Source organism: Serratia sp. K1WW1 (assembly GCF_055790865.1).
In genome coordinates, this window is record NZ_CM147697.1 from 5,563,937 (window position 1) to 5,580,184 (window position 16,248).

The 16,248-nt window shown below is 50.7% G+C and carries 14 protein-coding genes; 4 read left to right on the top strand and 10 right to left on the bottom strand.

The window, feature by feature from the left end:
- Positions 1 to 204 precede the first annotated feature (204 nt).
- Both ACX9GU_RS25345 and ACX9GU_RS25350 read left to right on the top strand, forming a co-directional pair.
- Positions 205 to 564 carry a type II toxin-antitoxin system RelE/ParE family toxin gene (locus ACX9GU_RS25345; protein WP_473193264.1) on the top strand — a complete coding sequence of 120 codons (360 nt, stop codon included), beginning with the start codon at positions 205 to 207 and terminating at the stop codon, positions 562 to 564.
- Positions 548 to 871, top strand: coding sequence for a helix-turn-helix domain-containing protein (locus ACX9GU_RS25350; protein WP_021181678.1), 324 nt, complete (start codon positions 548 to 550; stop codon positions 869 to 871). The genes ACX9GU_RS25345 and ACX9GU_RS25350 overlap by 17 nt, the downstream gene beginning before the upstream one ends.
- A 314-nt stretch (positions 872 to 1,185) precedes the next feature.
- Here ACX9GU_RS25350 and ACX9GU_RS25355 read toward each other — a convergent pair whose 3' ends face one another.
- From ACX9GU_RS25355 to ppiA, 10 genes are all read right to left on the bottom strand, one after another.
- Positions 1,186 to 1,818: a GNAT family N-acetyltransferase gene (locus tag ACX9GU_RS25355; protein WP_223664767.1), complete on the bottom strand. Its 633-nt coding sequence runs from the start codon at positions 1,816 to 1,818 to the stop codon at positions 1,186 to 1,188.
- Positions 1,811 to 3,631: a MutS-related protein gene (locus tag ACX9GU_RS25360; RefSeq protein WP_473193265.1), complete on the bottom strand. Its 1,821-nt coding sequence runs from the start codon at positions 3,629 to 3,631 to the stop codon at positions 1,811 to 1,813. Before ACX9GU_RS25360 ends, ACX9GU_RS25355 begins: the two co-directional genes overlap by 8 nt.
- Positions 3,615 to 4,781 carry a GNAT family N-acetyltransferase gene (locus ACX9GU_RS25365; RefSeq protein ID WP_473193266.1) on the bottom strand — a complete coding sequence of 389 codons (1,167 nt, stop codon included), beginning with the start codon at positions 4,779 to 4,781 and terminating at the stop codon, positions 3,615 to 3,617. The genes ACX9GU_RS25360 and ACX9GU_RS25365 overlap by 17 nt, the downstream gene beginning before the upstream one ends.
- Positions 4,768 to 5,958, bottom strand: a complete 1,191-nt coding sequence (locus ACX9GU_RS25370) for a GNAT family N-acetyltransferase (RefSeq protein ID WP_473193267.1) — start codon at positions 5,956 to 5,958, stop codon at positions 4,768 to 4,770. The genes ACX9GU_RS25365 and ACX9GU_RS25370 overlap by 14 nt, the downstream gene beginning before the upstream one ends.
- 17 nt (positions 5,959 to 5,975) lie before the next feature.
- The gene (locus ACX9GU_RS25375) at positions 5,976 to 7,244 is read right to left on the bottom strand and encodes an aminotransferase class I/II-fold pyridoxal phosphate-dependent enzyme (RefSeq protein ID WP_473193268.1); all 1,269 of its coding nucleotides are present in this window, start codon (positions 7,242 to 7,244) and stop codon (positions 5,976 to 5,978) included.
- Positions 7,237 to 8,442, bottom strand: a complete 1,206-nt coding sequence (locus tag ACX9GU_RS25380) for a sterol desaturase family protein (RefSeq protein WP_094981651.1) — start codon at positions 8,440 to 8,442, stop codon at positions 7,237 to 7,239. Before ACX9GU_RS25380 ends, ACX9GU_RS25375 begins: the two co-directional genes overlap by 8 nt.
- Positions 8,443 to 9,068: 626 nt before the next feature.
- Positions 9,069 to 10,595, bottom strand: coding sequence for a helicase HerA-like C-terminal domain-containing protein (locus tag ACX9GU_RS25385; RefSeq protein WP_473193269.1), 1,527 nt, complete (start codon positions 10,593 to 10,595; stop codon positions 9,069 to 9,071).
- Positions 10,596 to 11,128: 533 nt separating this feature from the next.
- Positions 11,129 to 11,854 carry a two-component system response regulator BtsR gene (gene btsR, locus ACX9GU_RS25390; RefSeq protein ID WP_473193270.1) on the bottom strand — a complete coding sequence of 242 codons (726 nt, stop codon included), beginning with the start codon at positions 11,852 to 11,854 and terminating at the stop codon, positions 11,129 to 11,131.
- Entirely contained in the window at positions 11,854 to 13,539 is a 1,686-nt protein-coding gene (locus ACX9GU_RS25395; protein WP_260524115.1) for a sensor histidine kinase, read from the bottom strand. Before ACX9GU_RS25395 ends, btsR begins: the two co-directional genes overlap by 1 nt.
- Before the next feature lie 166 nt (positions 13,540 to 13,705).
- Positions 13,706 to 14,275: a peptidylprolyl isomerase A gene (gene ppiA / locus ACX9GU_RS25400; RefSeq protein ID WP_021181682.1), complete on the bottom strand. Its 570-nt coding sequence runs from the start codon at positions 14,273 to 14,275 to the stop codon at positions 13,706 to 13,708.
- Positions 14,276 to 14,586: 311 nt separating this feature from the next.
- On the opposite strand from ppiA, the gene ACX9GU_RS25405 reads away from it, so the two are divergent.
- On the top strand, positions 14,587 to 14,892 hold the full coding sequence (locus ACX9GU_RS25405) for a PTS sugar transporter subunit IIB (protein WP_037376515.1): 306 nt from the start codon (positions 14,587 to 14,589) through the stop codon (positions 14,890 to 14,892).
- 16 nt (positions 14,893 to 14,908) lie between these two features.
- Positions 14,909 to 16,234, top strand: coding sequence for a PTS sugar transporter subunit IIC (locus tag ACX9GU_RS25410; protein WP_473193271.1), 1,326 nt, complete (start codon positions 14,909 to 14,911; stop codon positions 16,232 to 16,234).
- The last annotated feature ends 14 nt before the right edge of the window (positions 16,235 to 16,248 follow it).

Here is a 16,248-nt window from a genome sequence, read left to right on the forward strand (position 1 = left end):
TTAGTATGAAGGATCGTTACGGTCGCCCGTATCAAATAGCTAGATAGCCGAGTTTATCTAACCTTCGCCGTTACACCTATAGCCACGTTCGAACAGTACTCCATAAAGACGGACAGTTTTGCTGATTTGAAAACGTTGAATCAGCCAAAAAAGAGAGTAATCTAGCACCAAGTGCTATAGTTAAGGTAACAGGATGTCAACCTAATGCGCGTATTTAAAACCAAATGGTTTGCCAAAACGGCCGAATCTCATGGCATCAAAGATAGCGAATTATGCCGGGCTATTGATGCAGTGATAGAAGGGAAGGCCGATGACCTCGGAGGCGGAGTATACAAGAAGCGCCTAAGGGAGAATCGCGATCGCGCCATAATATTAGCCAAAGGCGGAGTGCATTGGTTTTACACGTTCCTATATGCTAAACAGGATATGGCCAACATCGATAAACGTGAACTTGCTGGATTTCGAGAGTTAGCAAAGTACTATGCGGTACTTGCAGATGAAAAGATTATGGCATTGATTACAAATAAAGAGCTGGTGGAGATTTGTCATGACCGCAAAAAGTAAATTCAAAAGTCCTGCGTTTGAAGCCATCCATAGTGCAGCTTCTGGGTTATTCAGTGTCGATGCCATCCCGCAGGAGACAATGCGTAGCTTCGATCAAGCCTGCATCAGCAGCGTCAAAGATCTTCAACCACTTGAAATCAAGGCATTGCGAGAAAAGCTCAATGTCAGCCAGCCAGTCTTTGCCCGTTATCTGAACACCAGCGTTTCTACCGTACAAAAATGGGAAAGCGGTGCAAAACGCCCCAGTGGCCTGTCGTTGAAGTTACTTACCGTGGTCCTGAAACATGGGCTTAAGGTGTTGATTTAATACCTGATAACGCAAATGTAACATTCAGTCATCCAAGCTCACACCCAGCAGGGTTTTAACCGGCAATGGTTCGCATCAGCCGACCAAGACAACGGAAAGCCTTTGGTTAATACTGCGAAGTCGAATGAATTCTCTGAGGCAACATTTCGCAGACACTGCCTGCGAAATGTGAGCCCAGCGGACTCAATCAGCGATACTTCGCCGTTACACCTATAGCCACATTCGAACTCTCTGCGATAGTTGATTACGAGGCTGGAGGTCCCCGAGCACCTCTCGACTAGCTTCTGGCCCACAAACGGTAAGTAGGCTTCAGACTATAGCCCAAGAGACATGCGCCAATACTCATCGAAATGAAATCCCTTTATACAGTGTCGATTGGTAATGTGTTGACTGACCACGAAACCATTGTGTTCATAGAAGCGGATGGCCCGGTGATTAGTCGTAGCAACATCCAATTCAATGTAATGGCAACCACGTTGTCGTGCCCGAATAATTTCCTGCTGCAATAACCAAGAACCTACCCCTTGACCGGCCAATGTCTGGTCGATGGAAAAATTGTAAAGAAAGTAAATACCTCGGTGTGGTTTAGGACTGGCTGCGGTGGAGACCAACAGCCGATATAGACACTTCAAAGCTTGAAACAGAGGATAGACATGAAAAAGTGATCTCAGAGTGTAAATATCCAACAGCCAGTGCTCCCGCCGTTCAAAAGCGGCAACCATACCGATGCAACGGTTTCCAAGGAGCGCTAGACGATGTCTTGAATAGCCGAAATATCCTAGGTCACAGCGAAAGGCATGCTTCAAGTAAGCATTGCGCTGCCCCTTGGGACCATATATATAACGTTGGGTGTGCGGATCGATGTTGCCCAACAAGCCAACGACCTGCTCAGCATATTCTGCGGTCGCAGTGCAATACTGAAGGTCCTCACAGGGATACTTAATCATATAGACTTACACCCAGCATTCTTAGCAATTTTAGGGCATTGGTCTGAGTGGAGACTCCCTCTTTGAGGCGGTAGTTGAACACCACTTTTTCCGGCAGTTGTTCATCTATATCCTCCTCAAAATAGATGGTTTTACATAACGATTGCAGCTCTGGATGCGTCGCAAGGGCGACATTATGTGTCGTCATCAGCCCCATCGCTTGTTGGGTGCAGAGCTTTTTAAGTAGTGCAACAATGGCGAGGTTGCGCTCCCGTTCATTCGTTCCCTTAAGCAGTTCATCCAGCAGAAATACTGGCTGTAGATGACATTGTTCGACACCTTCCAGCACGTGCTTGATCTGCACGACCTCACTCATAAAGTACGATATCCCCTGCTCCAACGAATCACGGCTGGAGATAGCCGTATATAACTCGCAGGGAGGGAAACGCATTTCAGCACAGGCCACAGGCCCCCCGGCCATGGCCAGTTTAAGGTTGAGACCCAGCGTGCGCATGTAGGTGGTTTTACCCGACATATTAGAACCGGTAATAATAGTCACCTGTGCGGGAGCCAACACAATATCATTGGCTACCGCTATGCCAGGTGGTAGCAACGGGTGAACAGCTTGGCGGGCAGACATCCCAGGCTCCTTGCTACAAACGGGGAAGCCCCAGGTCGGGTTTTCGAAGCTCAAATTGGCTAAGGCGCTAATGGCTTCAAAATGCGAGATAGCTTCCAACCAATCGGCCACATGCACAGCGAACTGGCTACGCCACTGCTGTAGTTTGAAAGCCACATGAAAATCCCACAACAAGCAGAGCTGCAGGAACATATAGGGCACCGGATTAAAACGTAGTCGCGAATGATGCACTATGGCCGACAACTGGCGTAGAGCGGCCCCTGGCCGTTGCGGCGACTGCAATAACGACTCACGGATCTGCTGTAAAGGTTGAGACTGAAACTCGTCGCTACCGATGAGTTCGACTATTCGTGACAAGCTGTTCAATGCCTCGGATTGCAAATCTGCCTGTTCGAAACAGTGCCTAAACCGTTGAGCGTTAAAACCAAGAAACACCAGATTCAACAAGAGCGGCAAGGCGAGGATCCATACGGCCACGAGTTTGCTCACCACCAGTAGCAGACAGATAATGAATATAACGTTTAGAAGCCAACCGACCCGTTGCTTAATTGGCGTTACAAGAGGTTCTGAAGTATCCGTTGCCCAGGCTCGGAACTGCTCTAGCCGATGACCAGCCATATTTTGCTGGTCCCGTGCGTAAGCATACAGCCGCTGGCGTAAGTCCAACTGAGGAGCCAGTTCCCGAACCGCTTGTTGATGTTGTTCGAGCATCGGACTTCCCCGGCTCAGCCACTCGGCCAGCCGCTTATCGCCTAAGCTGGTGGACAGGTTGAATAGGAGTTGTCCAAGTGATGCATGTCCATACAGATTCAGATCCCGGTCTTGCTCACTGAAAGAGTCGGCGAGGTTGGCAGGGCAAGGTAGCAGCACCGAAAAGTCCCGCCTAACGCGAGCCAGGCTCTCTTGATTTAGAGTAACCAAAGTGAGGCAGTGCTGTAATTGAGCCGCCAACCGACGGTGCCAGATCACCAAGGCAACGAATATCCCGGCCCCCACACCCAACCCCCCCCACCAAAAACCCTGTTTTGGGTCTGACCACAGACCGCTGATCGGCGCCAGCAAAACTAGCGCCACCAACAACCGGCCAAGCTCTACATAACGTTGTCGGCGGCGTAAGCGCTGTGAATTGTCAGTAAAAGTATCAATGCGCTGCTGTAACTGAGCCTCCACGGGATTATTAGCCTTGGTAGTCATATTTGAAAACGTTTCGCTCTTCGGGTTGGGGAATGGAAAACTGTTTGGCTAGGGGACGGCCAAACAGCTCATTGAGTAATGGGTTACTCAATTTCAGATAAATATCGTTGCGCTGCAAACGTGCACCAAAGTTCTGCTTGAGGAAATAATTGGTGATCCCCAGATCAATGGATTGCGTGTTACGACTGCTGAAACGCTGGATAAGATCAATATGCAGAACATAGTAGGCATTCACTTCACTATTACTGCGGTAATCCCGGCCAAATACGAAAGGATTGATAATAGTGTCACTTACCCCACTGAAGATAAACGCATATACCCGATCCTGCAGATCATAAAGTACCGATACCACTACAGAACACAGCTGTAGAACCCGCTCAAAAAACTCAATGGGTAGAGCCTCGCGCTTGAATTCACTGGCCTGGCGGTGTGTATTCAAGTACAGCTCATACAAGAGCTCAAACGATTGAAGGGGCTCTCTATAATGAACAATACGCCAATTCGACTGACGTAATTGGGTCATCCGGCGATTAAGGTTCTTCCGGCCATTGGCTTTTAGCCGCAGACTATGCTCCGCCCAAGAACGCCCATGCAAAGGGATCTGTGCCAGCGGATAGCTAGCCGCCTGATGAAAACGGAATGCCTGCAACTGCCTATTCAAATCAGAATCATTATCCTGATGAACTAAATCACGGATAACTCTCAACCTAGCGCGGGGAAAGGCTAGCGTTAAAGCACAATTGATTAAGGAAATGTGCCGATCGGTCGCTATCACATCGGAAAACCACCAATGTTGTCCACTGGTCTCATAACTACCAAGCACCGCAACTGCCAAACGTCCGAATAGTGGCCATCTGCTACGCAGAGTACGTAGCAGCACTTGCATGTAACCTCCAGCATTGGCGAACAGATCAACTTTCTCTTGAGTTGCAAAGAGCAATCCTAAAGGGAGCGAGCTTCGGGACGTTCTGAAGCATAAAAATCGGTATTGACGATGGGGAAATACCTGTTCACAGGCCTGAATGAAGCCATGGGTCTTAAACGGGTGCCCATCAGCAAAGGCAGTGTTCCAGAGTTCAACATCAAGGTCATTAATGCTGTCGAAAACCTCAAGAGTGAACTCGTCCACCTGATGTTCACCAATCAACATGCCCCACCCCCTCTGACTTTAAGGCCTTGATGTAGTCATCACCCCGTTTGAACACTTTACGCAAAGCAGGTATTTGTGGTTCAGGAAATATATGTCTGCGTAAGCGACGCAATAGCCAGTTACACAGTGGGTTAACATGCTTTATATAGAAATATAGGGGGGAAGACACTGCGCCAATGCTGAACTTGGCTTCGTAACTCGTTTGTCCTAGTTCAATCAAGCGTAAATCCTGGCGTTGGCTTTCTTCGATAATTCGATACAGGCAATTGAAATACAAGGCACCGATGTCTCGGTAACGATAGTCCATACCTAAATACAATGGATGTAACTGTCTTCCCCTAAGCATGAGTTCAAAGGCGACAATACGTTCTCCATCAAGACACAACAGTACGTAGGATTGTTTGTTCAACTCCTGATTGACGGCCTGAAAAAACTCGGGGGTCAAGCGTTCGAATTTGGTTTGACTACGGCCAAGCACATTGAGATACAGGTGATGTAATTTATCCACATAGGGGCCAAAGTCATCTGCAATAATCCAGCGCAATCCGGCCTCTGCAAACTCCCGTTTACGTTTCTTAAACGCCACTCGATAACGACTCAACATATTATCTGTATAGCTCAAACCTGCCACTGGAGCGGTGTAAACGTAAGTAGTATCAGGGCTACGGCAAACTATGAATTCATTCAGCCAGGCTGGCTTCAAACGCTCGCGCATACTTCCGTCTATTTCCTTGATACATGTGAATTTAGCTTTCATTTCAGACGCTTTTCTGTTGATTTCTCTCTCCATAGCCTGGATAAGGAAAGGATAACCGGATTGGTTCTGAGCCATGGCAATCCCCAGCATATGGGTGCAAGTTGCAATCGGGCTACCCACGATGAAAAATCTAGGGCGAAGCAGATCGGGATAGAGTTTGCGTATTGTCTTGATCCCATCTTGTAGCCAAGGCGTAGCCAGATCGGTGAGCGAGTAGCGTTGTGTGAAACAACTGATAATTGCCACCAGATGGCCATCGCAGTAGAGGCTGAGATAATGAAAGCTGTCGGCTAGTTTCGAGCGTTCTAACGCACGTTGCAGCGCATAGGAAGTAAGCACATTCTCACTTCCATAACAGTGCTCCCAGTCTTTGCAGCAGAGATCGCTAAGGCGCTCGGTCCAGCGATAAGTAATGTTCATGTCTCTGTTCCTACCCGTCAGATAAGTGACAGTTTTTGCCCTGCCTGGATCAACGCGCAAATGCTATAATCCAGCTCTCCATAGCTCAGGTTGGAGCTCAAATTCATCCTGATCCTCGCCCGAGATTTACTCACAGCCGGATGGGCTACCGGATTCACATAAATACCCTGCTCATGCAGGAGCCGCGTAAGAATGAAGCAACACTGCTCTTCTCCGGTCAGCAGTGGCACGATACTGGTTTCGCTATTCAACAGATTGAATCCTGCATCACGCAGGCGTCGGGTGAAGTATGCCGTTTTGGACTGGAGTTGCTCAATCAGTTGAGGGGACATCTCAAGGATGTCGATAGCCTTGATGATCGAGGCAACAACCCCAGCAGGCAATGAGGCTGAATAGATATAGGGAGTAGCAGCTGTTCGAATGATTTTCGCTGTTTCTTGACTGGTAGCTATAAATCCACCTACACCTGGTAGCCCTTTACTCAGACTACCCGTGATCACATCAACACCATCAGTGACCTGAAAGTGCGCACAGCTCCCGCGCCCATTGGGCCCTACATGACCAGTGCCGTGTGCATCGTCAACAATGACGAAGGCGTAGTAGCGGCGTGCCAAATCAACAATCCCAGGTAATGGTGCAAAATCACCATCCATACTAAAAACACCATCAGTGACAATGAACTTTCTCACCTCTAGCGGCAGTTGACTCAGTTTGCTTTCCAGGCTTGTCAGCGAGGCATGGCGATATTGCTTAACCAAGCATTCACTGAGTTTCAGGCCATCAACGATCGATTGATGGTTGAGCGTGTCACTGAGAACAACATCCCCTTTTCGGCAAAGGGTCGCCAACACAGCAAGGTTGGCACAGAACCCTGAACTGAAAGTAATCACCTCTTCTACACCCAAAAACTTGGCTAAACGCTGCTCCATATCCACATGTAATTCACAGGTACCATTTAGCAAGCGCACGCCGCTGGAAGTTGTACCGTAGCGGCGAGTAGCCTGAATGCTCGCCTCGATGATTTGTGGGTGGCCGTTGAGACCAGAGTAGTTGTAAGAACCTAAGTGCAACATTTCTCTAGTTTGATGGCTAAGGGAGCCAGAGCTGAAGCTAACGGTGGTTTTTTTACCTGGAATACCATGGAATACTCGACCAATGACTTCCATAGCTCCCTGTGCGGTTAAATAGTCATGACGAGCAACAATACCCTGAAGGTATTCGTTGGCATACGCCAACTTACGTCGTGGGTTAACGTCGAATTCTGTAGTAAACGTCTGATCATTCATTGGATGCGCTCCTTGCTATAGAGAAAGAGAATAACTTCACCAGCAATGCCACGATAATACTAACCAAGGCAAACCATAATATCGGTTGTAAATTGTTATAGTGGGTTAGCAGATATAGGATAACCCCAGTCTCCAGCCCCTTAACTAATAAGCTGTTCAAGAGGGACCAACGATACCTGATGGTCTTCTTACTAATATACAGGCAACTTATAAGTAGTAATGACAGTGGTACTCGCCAAGCATCAGCGGTACTGAGTTCCGTTACATTGAGAACAATGTAAAAACTGATAAGCAGCGGCGCTAACAACCCTAGATAGGAAGTGAGAAAAGCGTTATTTCTTACCGCTAAAACCTGTTCGAGAGTTGTTAGCTGCAGACGCGAAGGTGGTCCCAACAAAATACCTAACGCCATTCTCAAACTAGGTTGACGCCATGCCTGCCGCAGACATTCCAGGTAAAGGAAGCAATTTAAGTAACCAGGTGAGAACGGCTGTTCAATAGAATGGGTCACACCGTACTGAGGTGGTTCATCGATTATTTCTCTTTGGTAGGTGCCGAACAAACGATCCCAGACAACTAGAAAACAACCGAAATTCCGGTCTAAATACAAGGCATTGCTAGCATGATGTACACGATGTTGGGAGGGAGTGACCAAGATTTTTTCTAACCAACCCAGTTCTCTGACCAATGTTGTATGAATAAAAAACTGATAGATGAATTGTGCTGCAATCACCAACAAATAGTGTTCGAGGGGGATACCTAAAAATGCCATGGGCAAGAAGAAAATCCACACTGTAAAGTTCCCCAAAAAGCCCAATCGCACAGCAGTTGTGAAGTTAAAATGCTGGCCACTATGATGTACCCAGTGATTAGCCCATAGCAGATTACAGCGATGATGTGCCCAATGACTCCAATAATAGAGAAAATCATACAGCAGAAACGCCACCAGTAGTTGCAGAAACGGGTTAGGCAATGGCAAACTCAAGGAGTAATGCCGATACAAATATTGGTAGATAAACAAATGAATACCAGTAAAAAGTATGCCAGCAACCAAGTTGTTAACTCCAAGAGATATGTTAACCAAACCTTCAGCATAATTCAGTTGAGAGCGATGATACTTACGTAAGACAAATGCCTCAATCACTATGCAGATCAATGGCAAGATCATCAAAAAGGTTAGTATATTTTGTGTCAACATTCCCTGCACCTCTAAAAACGTCCCTAGTGTTATGAATGGGAAGGAAAGTATAGATATTCAGTATGCAACTGAACCAAAGATAACTCGACACCTATAACAACTCGCACCTTCCAGTCCCGTAGTTACCATGATTAATTTTTCAAACATATTAACAAACCATTTATATGTAAATTAGAAATATCCTGTTTTTATAGAGAATGGATGATTTCATTAGCTGGTTTATCAGCTCTAGCTAACCGTGACATTAGAATACATAAGATAATTATATACTTATCGATATATAACTCGATGCGTCCCTACACTCATACTTAAGATGAAACTAATAATTATTTTATATTTAACAATTAAGATAATGGTGCACTGATAAAAGTAATAGAACATCTAAGCTAAAAACACTATCGAGCCATAATTTCATCTAAAGGCAGAGTGACACTTCGACAAAGACCTGCGGTTTTTTAACTGAGAGCTGACGCACCTCGGCAAGCCAAAACAACGGAAAGGCTTTGGTTAGTTCAGCAACAGCGAGTGAGTTTCACAGGAAGATTAATAAAGTCCGCCAACTCTGAAACCGCTGGCAAAGCTAAACGGACGCTGCATGCAGCGCCCCTAGGTTAGAGTTCACAGACCTACTTTTTGCGGCCCCCCATGATCGAGCCTAAAACGCCGCGCAGGATCTGGCGGCCCAGATCGCGCGCCATGCTCTTGGCGGCGGTCTGTACGATGCCGTCATGTTTACCGCCGCGTGGGCCCGTGGAACCAAACAGGATCTCGTTCAAGCCGCCCATCAAGCCACCGCCGCTTTCCTGCCCTGCGGCCGGTTTCTGAGCCGGTTGCCCAGGCTGTGGCGTACCTACAGTGGCAAAACCGCCTGCGGCCAGTTTTTCATAGGCAGATTCACGATCCACCATATCTTCATAGCGGCCATAGAGCGGGGATTTATTGATGGCGCTGTTCATCCCTTCATCCCCCAGCATGCCCATTTTCGATTCCGGTGCGATCACCATCGCGCGCTCCACCACGTTCGGCCGCCCTTTCTCATCCAGGAAGGAAACTAATGCCTCGCCCACGCCTAACTCGGTGATTGCTGTTTCCGCATCAAATTCTGGATTGGCACGCATGGTTTGGGCCGCGGCCTTCACCGCTTTCTGATCGCGTGGTGTAAAGGCCCGTAGCGCGTGCTGAACGCGGTTACCCAACTGGCCCAGGACACTGTCTGGAATATCCAACGGATTCTGGGTGACAAAGTAGATGCCCACGCCTTTGGAACGGATCAGGCGTACCACCTGTTCAATTTTGGTCAGCAATGCCGGTGGCGCATCGTTAAACAGCAGGTGGGCTTCGTCGAAGAAAAACACCAGCTTTGGCTGTTCCGGATCGCCCACTTCCGGCAAATGCTCAAACAGCTCCGCCAGTAGCCACAGCAAAAACACCGCATACAGCTTCGGCTGGTTAATCAGCTTATCCGCCGCCAGCAGGTTGATAATGCCGTGCCCGTTGGCGTCGGTTCTCATCAGATCGTTGATATCCAACATCGGTTCGCCAAAGAACTGATTGGCACCCTGCTGTTCCAGCGTCAGCAAACCACGCTGGATCGCCCCGATCGAGGCCGAAGAGATGTTGCCGTACTGGGTTTGGAACTGTTTGGCGTTATCCCCGACGTACTGCACCATCGCACGCAGGTCTTTCATATCCAGCAGCAGTAAGGCGTTGTCATCGGCGATCTTGAACACCAACTGCAACACGCCGCTCTGCACCTCATTCAGATCCAACAGGCGACCAAGCAGCAGCGGGCCAAGATCGGAAATGGTGGCGCGGATAGGATGGCCCTTTTCGCCAAAAATATCCCAAGGGATCATGGAACAGGCTTGGGGTTGCCAGTCGGTAACGCCAATCGCCGCCAACCGCGCCTGCAACTTCTCGGAGGGAACACCTTCGGCCGCAATGCCCGACAGATCGCCTTTAACGTCCGCCAGGAATACCGGAATGCCAATGCGCGAGAACTGCTCCGCCATCTTTTGCAGAGTGACCGTTTTGCCCGTACCGGTCGCCCCGGTGATCAACCCGTGGCGGTTAGCCAGAGCAGGCAAAATGACCAGTTCCTGCGCCGGTTTCCCGTCTTTCATCGCTTTGGCAATAATCCGTGCTTCGCTCATTTTCTGTTCCTATGACCCTGTACGGCGCGAATGCGCCCGTTGATATCATCAAGGCTATAAGCGAGACGTAAACCCGTCAAGGACAAACAAAAGGGCCCCTCACCCCAACCCTCTCCCACAGGGAGAGGGAGCTATTAGCCCCTGCTCTTTTGCAAGTGAAAGAGGTCACCTCAGCAAACTCTTCAAGCCGATATCAATCGTAGGAGTCAATCTGTGGCACATTAGGGTCCCTCATGCCAAACCGTATCGCGGGACGTGCAACCAGCCCTTCCTTTAGTGCTGTCTCTTATACACATCTCAAATTGCGGTCAAATAGCCGTAATTTGAGAAACATAGCAGGCTGATTTTAAAGAGAATTTTTTCGAGCGACGAAATGATAAGCTTAAAATAATTACCATATAAAACAGCAAGATGCCAAGTTGTGTATAAGAGACAGCCTTTAGTGAGAGGGAGCTGATGCGGAGCCGATATCAATCGTAGGAGTCAATCTGTGGCACATTAGAGTCTCCCATGCCGAACCGAGTCGCTTAACGTTATCCGCGTAACCCCAACTCTTCTTTCAGCGATTTGAGATAGCGGCGGCTGACCGGTACCGGCTCCCCCACCGACATAATCATTTCCGCCGTGCCACTTTCTTCAAAACGGATCTCTTTGACCTGCTCAAGGTTCACCAGATATTGCCGGTGGCAGCGCACCAATGGTGTGCGGCTTTCCAACGTGCGTAGCGTCAGTTCGGTGAAACACTCCATGCCGTCATTGCGTACCACATATACCCCGGTCGAGCGTGAGCGGATAGCGATCACCTCGTCGAAACGCAGCAGGTAAATCCGGCTGTGACCGGTGCAGGGAATGTATTTCAGGTAGCCAGCGCTTTCATCTAACGCCGAAATATTCTGCGGAGCACGGCGCTGATGCAGGCGCTGCAGAGTTTTATTCAGCCGATTCGGCTCCGCCGGTTTCAGCAGGTAATCAAACGCATGCTGTTCAAAGGCCTGCACGGCGTATTCGTCATAGGCCGTCAGAAACACGATGTAGGGCATACGGTTCGGATCGAGCATGCCAACCATTTCCAATCCGCTGATACGCGGCATCTGGATGTCCAGGAACACCACGTCCGGTTGCAAGCGGTGGATTTGGCTGATGGCCTCAATGGCATTGGCGCATTCACCAATAATGGTAATGCCCTCTTCCTCTTCCAGCAGGTGGCGCAGGTTATCGCGGGCAAAGGGCTCGTCATCAACAATCAGTACGTTCAACATCAAGCAGCCCTCGCCAAGGGAACGTTAAGGGTGATGCAAGTATAGGCTTCAGGTTCGCAGGTGACCTGCACGCCATAATCTTCACCATAGCGCACGCGGATACGCCGATCGACCAGGTTCATCCCCAACCCGCTGCCACCAGCCTGTTGACGGAACAGTCCGGCGTTATCCGTTACCTGCAGCAGCAAGTGATCACCTTCCAAACGTGCACCAATATCGACACGGCCAATCCCCAACAGATGCGAAGTGCCGTGCTTGATGGCATTTTCCACGATCGGCTGCAGTGAGAAAGCCGGTAAACGCACTGCCAGCAACTCTTCCGGTAGCGAAACGGTGATCTCCAGCCGATCGGCAAAACGGGCCTTTTCGATCTGCAGATAGGCGTTCACATGTTCGATCTCGTCCGCCAGGCTCACCTCATCGTCGGAACGCTTGAGGTTTTTGCGGAAAAAGGTCGACAGATACTGCACCAGTTCGCACGCCCGGTCGCCATCGCGGCGGATCACCGCCACCAGCGTATTCAGGGCGTTGAACAGGAAATGCGGGTTCACCTGCGCATGCAGCAGTTTGATTTCCGACTGGGCCAACAGCTGTTTATGGCGCTCATATTGCCCGGCCATGATTTGCGCCGACAACAGGCTGGCAATCCCTTCCCCCAGCGTGCGGTTGATGGTGCTGAACAGCTTGGTCTTGGGTTCATACAGTTTGATGGTGCCAATCACTCGCTGGTTTTCACCACGCAGTGGGATCACCAGTGTCGAACCTAGTTTGCAATTGCCATTGATGGAACAGCAGTAAGAAAGCTCGTTGCCGTCGGCATACACCACCTCGTTGTTATCGATGGCGCGATGGGAGTGGACCGAGGAGATCGGCGTGCCCGGCAGATGGTGGTCGTCACCAATGCCGATAAAGGCCAGCAGCTTGTCACGATCGGTGATCGCCACGGCGCCGATGCCCAGCTCCTGATAGACCACCCTCGCCACCTTCATGCTGTTTTCCTGGTCAAACCCCTGGCGCAGAATACCCTCGGTACGTTCGGCAATCTTCAACGCCTTGGAGGAGAAGGCACTGGTGTATTTTTCAAACATCGCCCGCCGATCCAGCAGGATCTGCATAAACATGGCGGCGCCGATGGTATTGGCGATCAGCATCGGCAGGACGATATGCTCCACCAGCAGCACAGCTTCGGGGAACGGACGCGCGACGATCAGGATAATCGCCATTTGCAGCACTTCGGCCACCAACGCAATCCCGGCGACAAACAGCGGGTTGAACAGCAGATCGATACGCCCACGCCGCATGGCAATGCTATGCACAATGCCGCCAACCAGCCCTTCGGCCACCGTGGAGATCGCACAGGCGACGTCTGTCATGCCCCCCAGTGTATAACGATGCAAGCCGCCCGTCAGGCCAACCAGGAAACCGACGGAGGGCCCACCCAGCAGCCCGCCCAACACGGCGCCGATAGCGCGGGTATTGGCGATGGAGTCCTGAATATGCAGGCCAAAATAGGTGCCCATAATGCAGAACACCGAGAAAATGACGTAGCACAGCAACTTGTGCGGCAGGCGAATGGTCACCTGCATCAACGGAATAAACAGCGGCGTCTTGCTCAGCAGATAGGCAATGACGAGATACACACACATCTGCTGTAGCAGCAGTAACACCTGGTTAAATTCGTACATAAAAACGGCTCATCCTGAACAACGGGGCGATCAAAAAAGTGCCGGGTATCCGGTCTGGTTTTAGGCGGGCAATTAAATCACGTGGGATCGAAAAAAACAGTGATGCAGGCAAACATTCAGGAGGGAAAAGCAGGCCGGCCCCCAGCTAGAGACCGGCTTGGGTGATTTATGGCAGCACTTTGGCCGACAGGATCACGATAGGTTTGCTCGGGACATTCTGGTAAGGACCGACGTTGCCAGTGGGTACCTGGGAGATTTTATCTACTACGTCCATACCTTTAACGATTTTGCCAAACACCGCGTAGCCAAAATCACGCTGGCCATGATCGAGGAACGCATTGTCTGCCACGTTCAGGAAGAACTGGCTGGTGGCGCTGTCTTTATCGGCGGTACGCGCCATGGAAATGGTGCCACGCAGGTTACGCAGGCCGTTATCGGCTTCGTTCTTGATCGGTGCATTGGTGGTTTTCTGCTGCATATCCGCAGTAAAACCGCCGCCCTGAACCATGAAACCAGGGATCACGCGGTGGAAAACGGTGTTGTTGTAGTAACCGCTGTTCACGTAGTCAATGAAGTTCTTGGTTGAGACCGGTGCCTTCTGACTGTCGAGCGCCAATTCGATATTCCCTGCCGAGGTGGTCAGCATGACGTGGGTTTCACCGGCGGCTAATGCGGCGGGTGCCATGGCTGTCAGTGAACACAGCGCAACGAAGGTCACTAAAGTACGTTTGAACATGAACGGGTCCTTTCTTTGAGATACAAACAACGGAAAGCGCTTTGATTCTAAAGAGCTGCGCCCGGCAGCGCCAGCCATTTACCTATATTTACTCAATTGCCGGACGTTTCTGAGTGCGCCCGGGTTTTTCCTGCCGACAGTATGATCCCCGTACTGATTTTTGCCAAGCCGATCACGCATTATTTGCCCATTTTCGCCCTTCAGCGGTTTTTGCGACACAAATCCCGGTTTGGTTCTGCAATCCAGCTAGGCTACACAAATGAGAGCGCTCTCATTTGCGCTGATAACCATAAGAATACTGGAGAGCCATGATGAAGAAGATAGTGCTGTGCTGTGCTGCGGGGATGTCCACCAGCATGCTGGTCAAACGCATGCAAACCGAAGCGCAAAAGCGCGAACTGGCCGTGGAGATTGTGGCGGTACCGGCTGCGGATTTCGAAGCTGAGTTGCCAACCGCCAGCGTGGTGCTGTTGGGGCCACAGGTGAAGTACGAACTGGCCCGTTTCAGCCAGCTTGCCGGGCCGCACGGCCTGCCGGTTGCCGTCATCGACATGATGGATTACGGCACCCTGCGCGGTGACAAGGTATTAGACCAAGCCCTCAGCCTGATCGCCTGACGCCGCGGAGAACCCCATGAGCCTATACGCTTCCCTGATGCGCGTGGTCGAAAGCCATATCGCGCCACTGGCCGGCCGGATCGGTAGCCAGCGCCATATTATTGCCATTCGTGACGGTTTTATCAGCGCCATGCCGTTTTTGATCGTCGGCAGTATCATGCTGATCGTCGCCAACCCGCCGTTTGACGCGACCACCACCTCCAGCTTTGGGCAAGCCTGGTTAGGGTTCGCCAAGAAGCACTGGGACACCATCACCATGCCGTTCTTTATGACCATGGGGTTGATGAGCGTATTTGTCTCTATTGGTACCGCCTACAGTCTGGCAAAGCACTACAAAATGGACGCCCTGACCGCCGCGCTGCTGTCGCTGATGGCATTCCTGCTGGCCTCCGCGCCTCAGGTCGACAACAAGATGTCCCTCGATTTTCTGGGTGGCCAAGGGGTATTCACTGCCCTGATCTGCGCCATTTGGTCGGTCGAACTGATCCGCCTGCTGAAAAAGTACAACATTACCATTCGCATGCCGGAGCAGGTTCCTCCTGCCATTGCCCGTTCGTTTGAACTGCTGTACCCGGTGGTGGGCATTCTGTTGACGGTCTACCCCGTCAGCCTCCTGATGCAGAGCGAATTCCAACTGCTGCTGCCTGCCGCGATTATGCAAGTGTTCCAGCCGCTGATTTCCGTCGGCGATACGCTGCCAGCCATCCTTTTGGCGGTGCTGATTGCCAACCTGCTGTGGTTTGCCGGTATTCACGGCGACAACATCGTGACCGGCCTGCTGAACCCGATCTTTATGGCTAACCTGGCCACTAACGCCGCGCTGGTCGCTAACGGTGCAGCCATGACCCAAACGCTGACCGCGCCATTCTGGTCATTCTATGTCTGTATCGGTGGCTCTGGCTCCACGCTGGTGTTGGCCTTCCTTTATCTGCGCAGCCGTTCCATTCATCTACGCACCATCGGCAAGCTGAGCGTGGTCCCGGCAGCTTTCAATATCAATGAACCGCTGCTGTTCGGTTCGCCGGTGGTGATGAACCCAACGCTGTTTATCCCGTTGATTGTGGTGCCGATGGTTAACGCCACTCTGGCTTATTTCGCCCTGCACTGGGACATGGTGGAGAAAATGGTGGCGATGGCCCCCTGGACCGCTCCGGCACCGCTGGGAGCGATGATCTCCGCCTCCTGGGATATTCGTGCCGCCGTACTGGTGCTGGTGCTGATGGTGATTGACCTGGCGATCTGGCTGCCGTTCTTCAAGGTGTATGAAAAACAACTATTGGCGCAGGAACACGAGCAGGCCGAGGCTGAACGCGAAGCCAGCAACCCCGCCGCCGCGCAGTAACAGGAGAGATAACG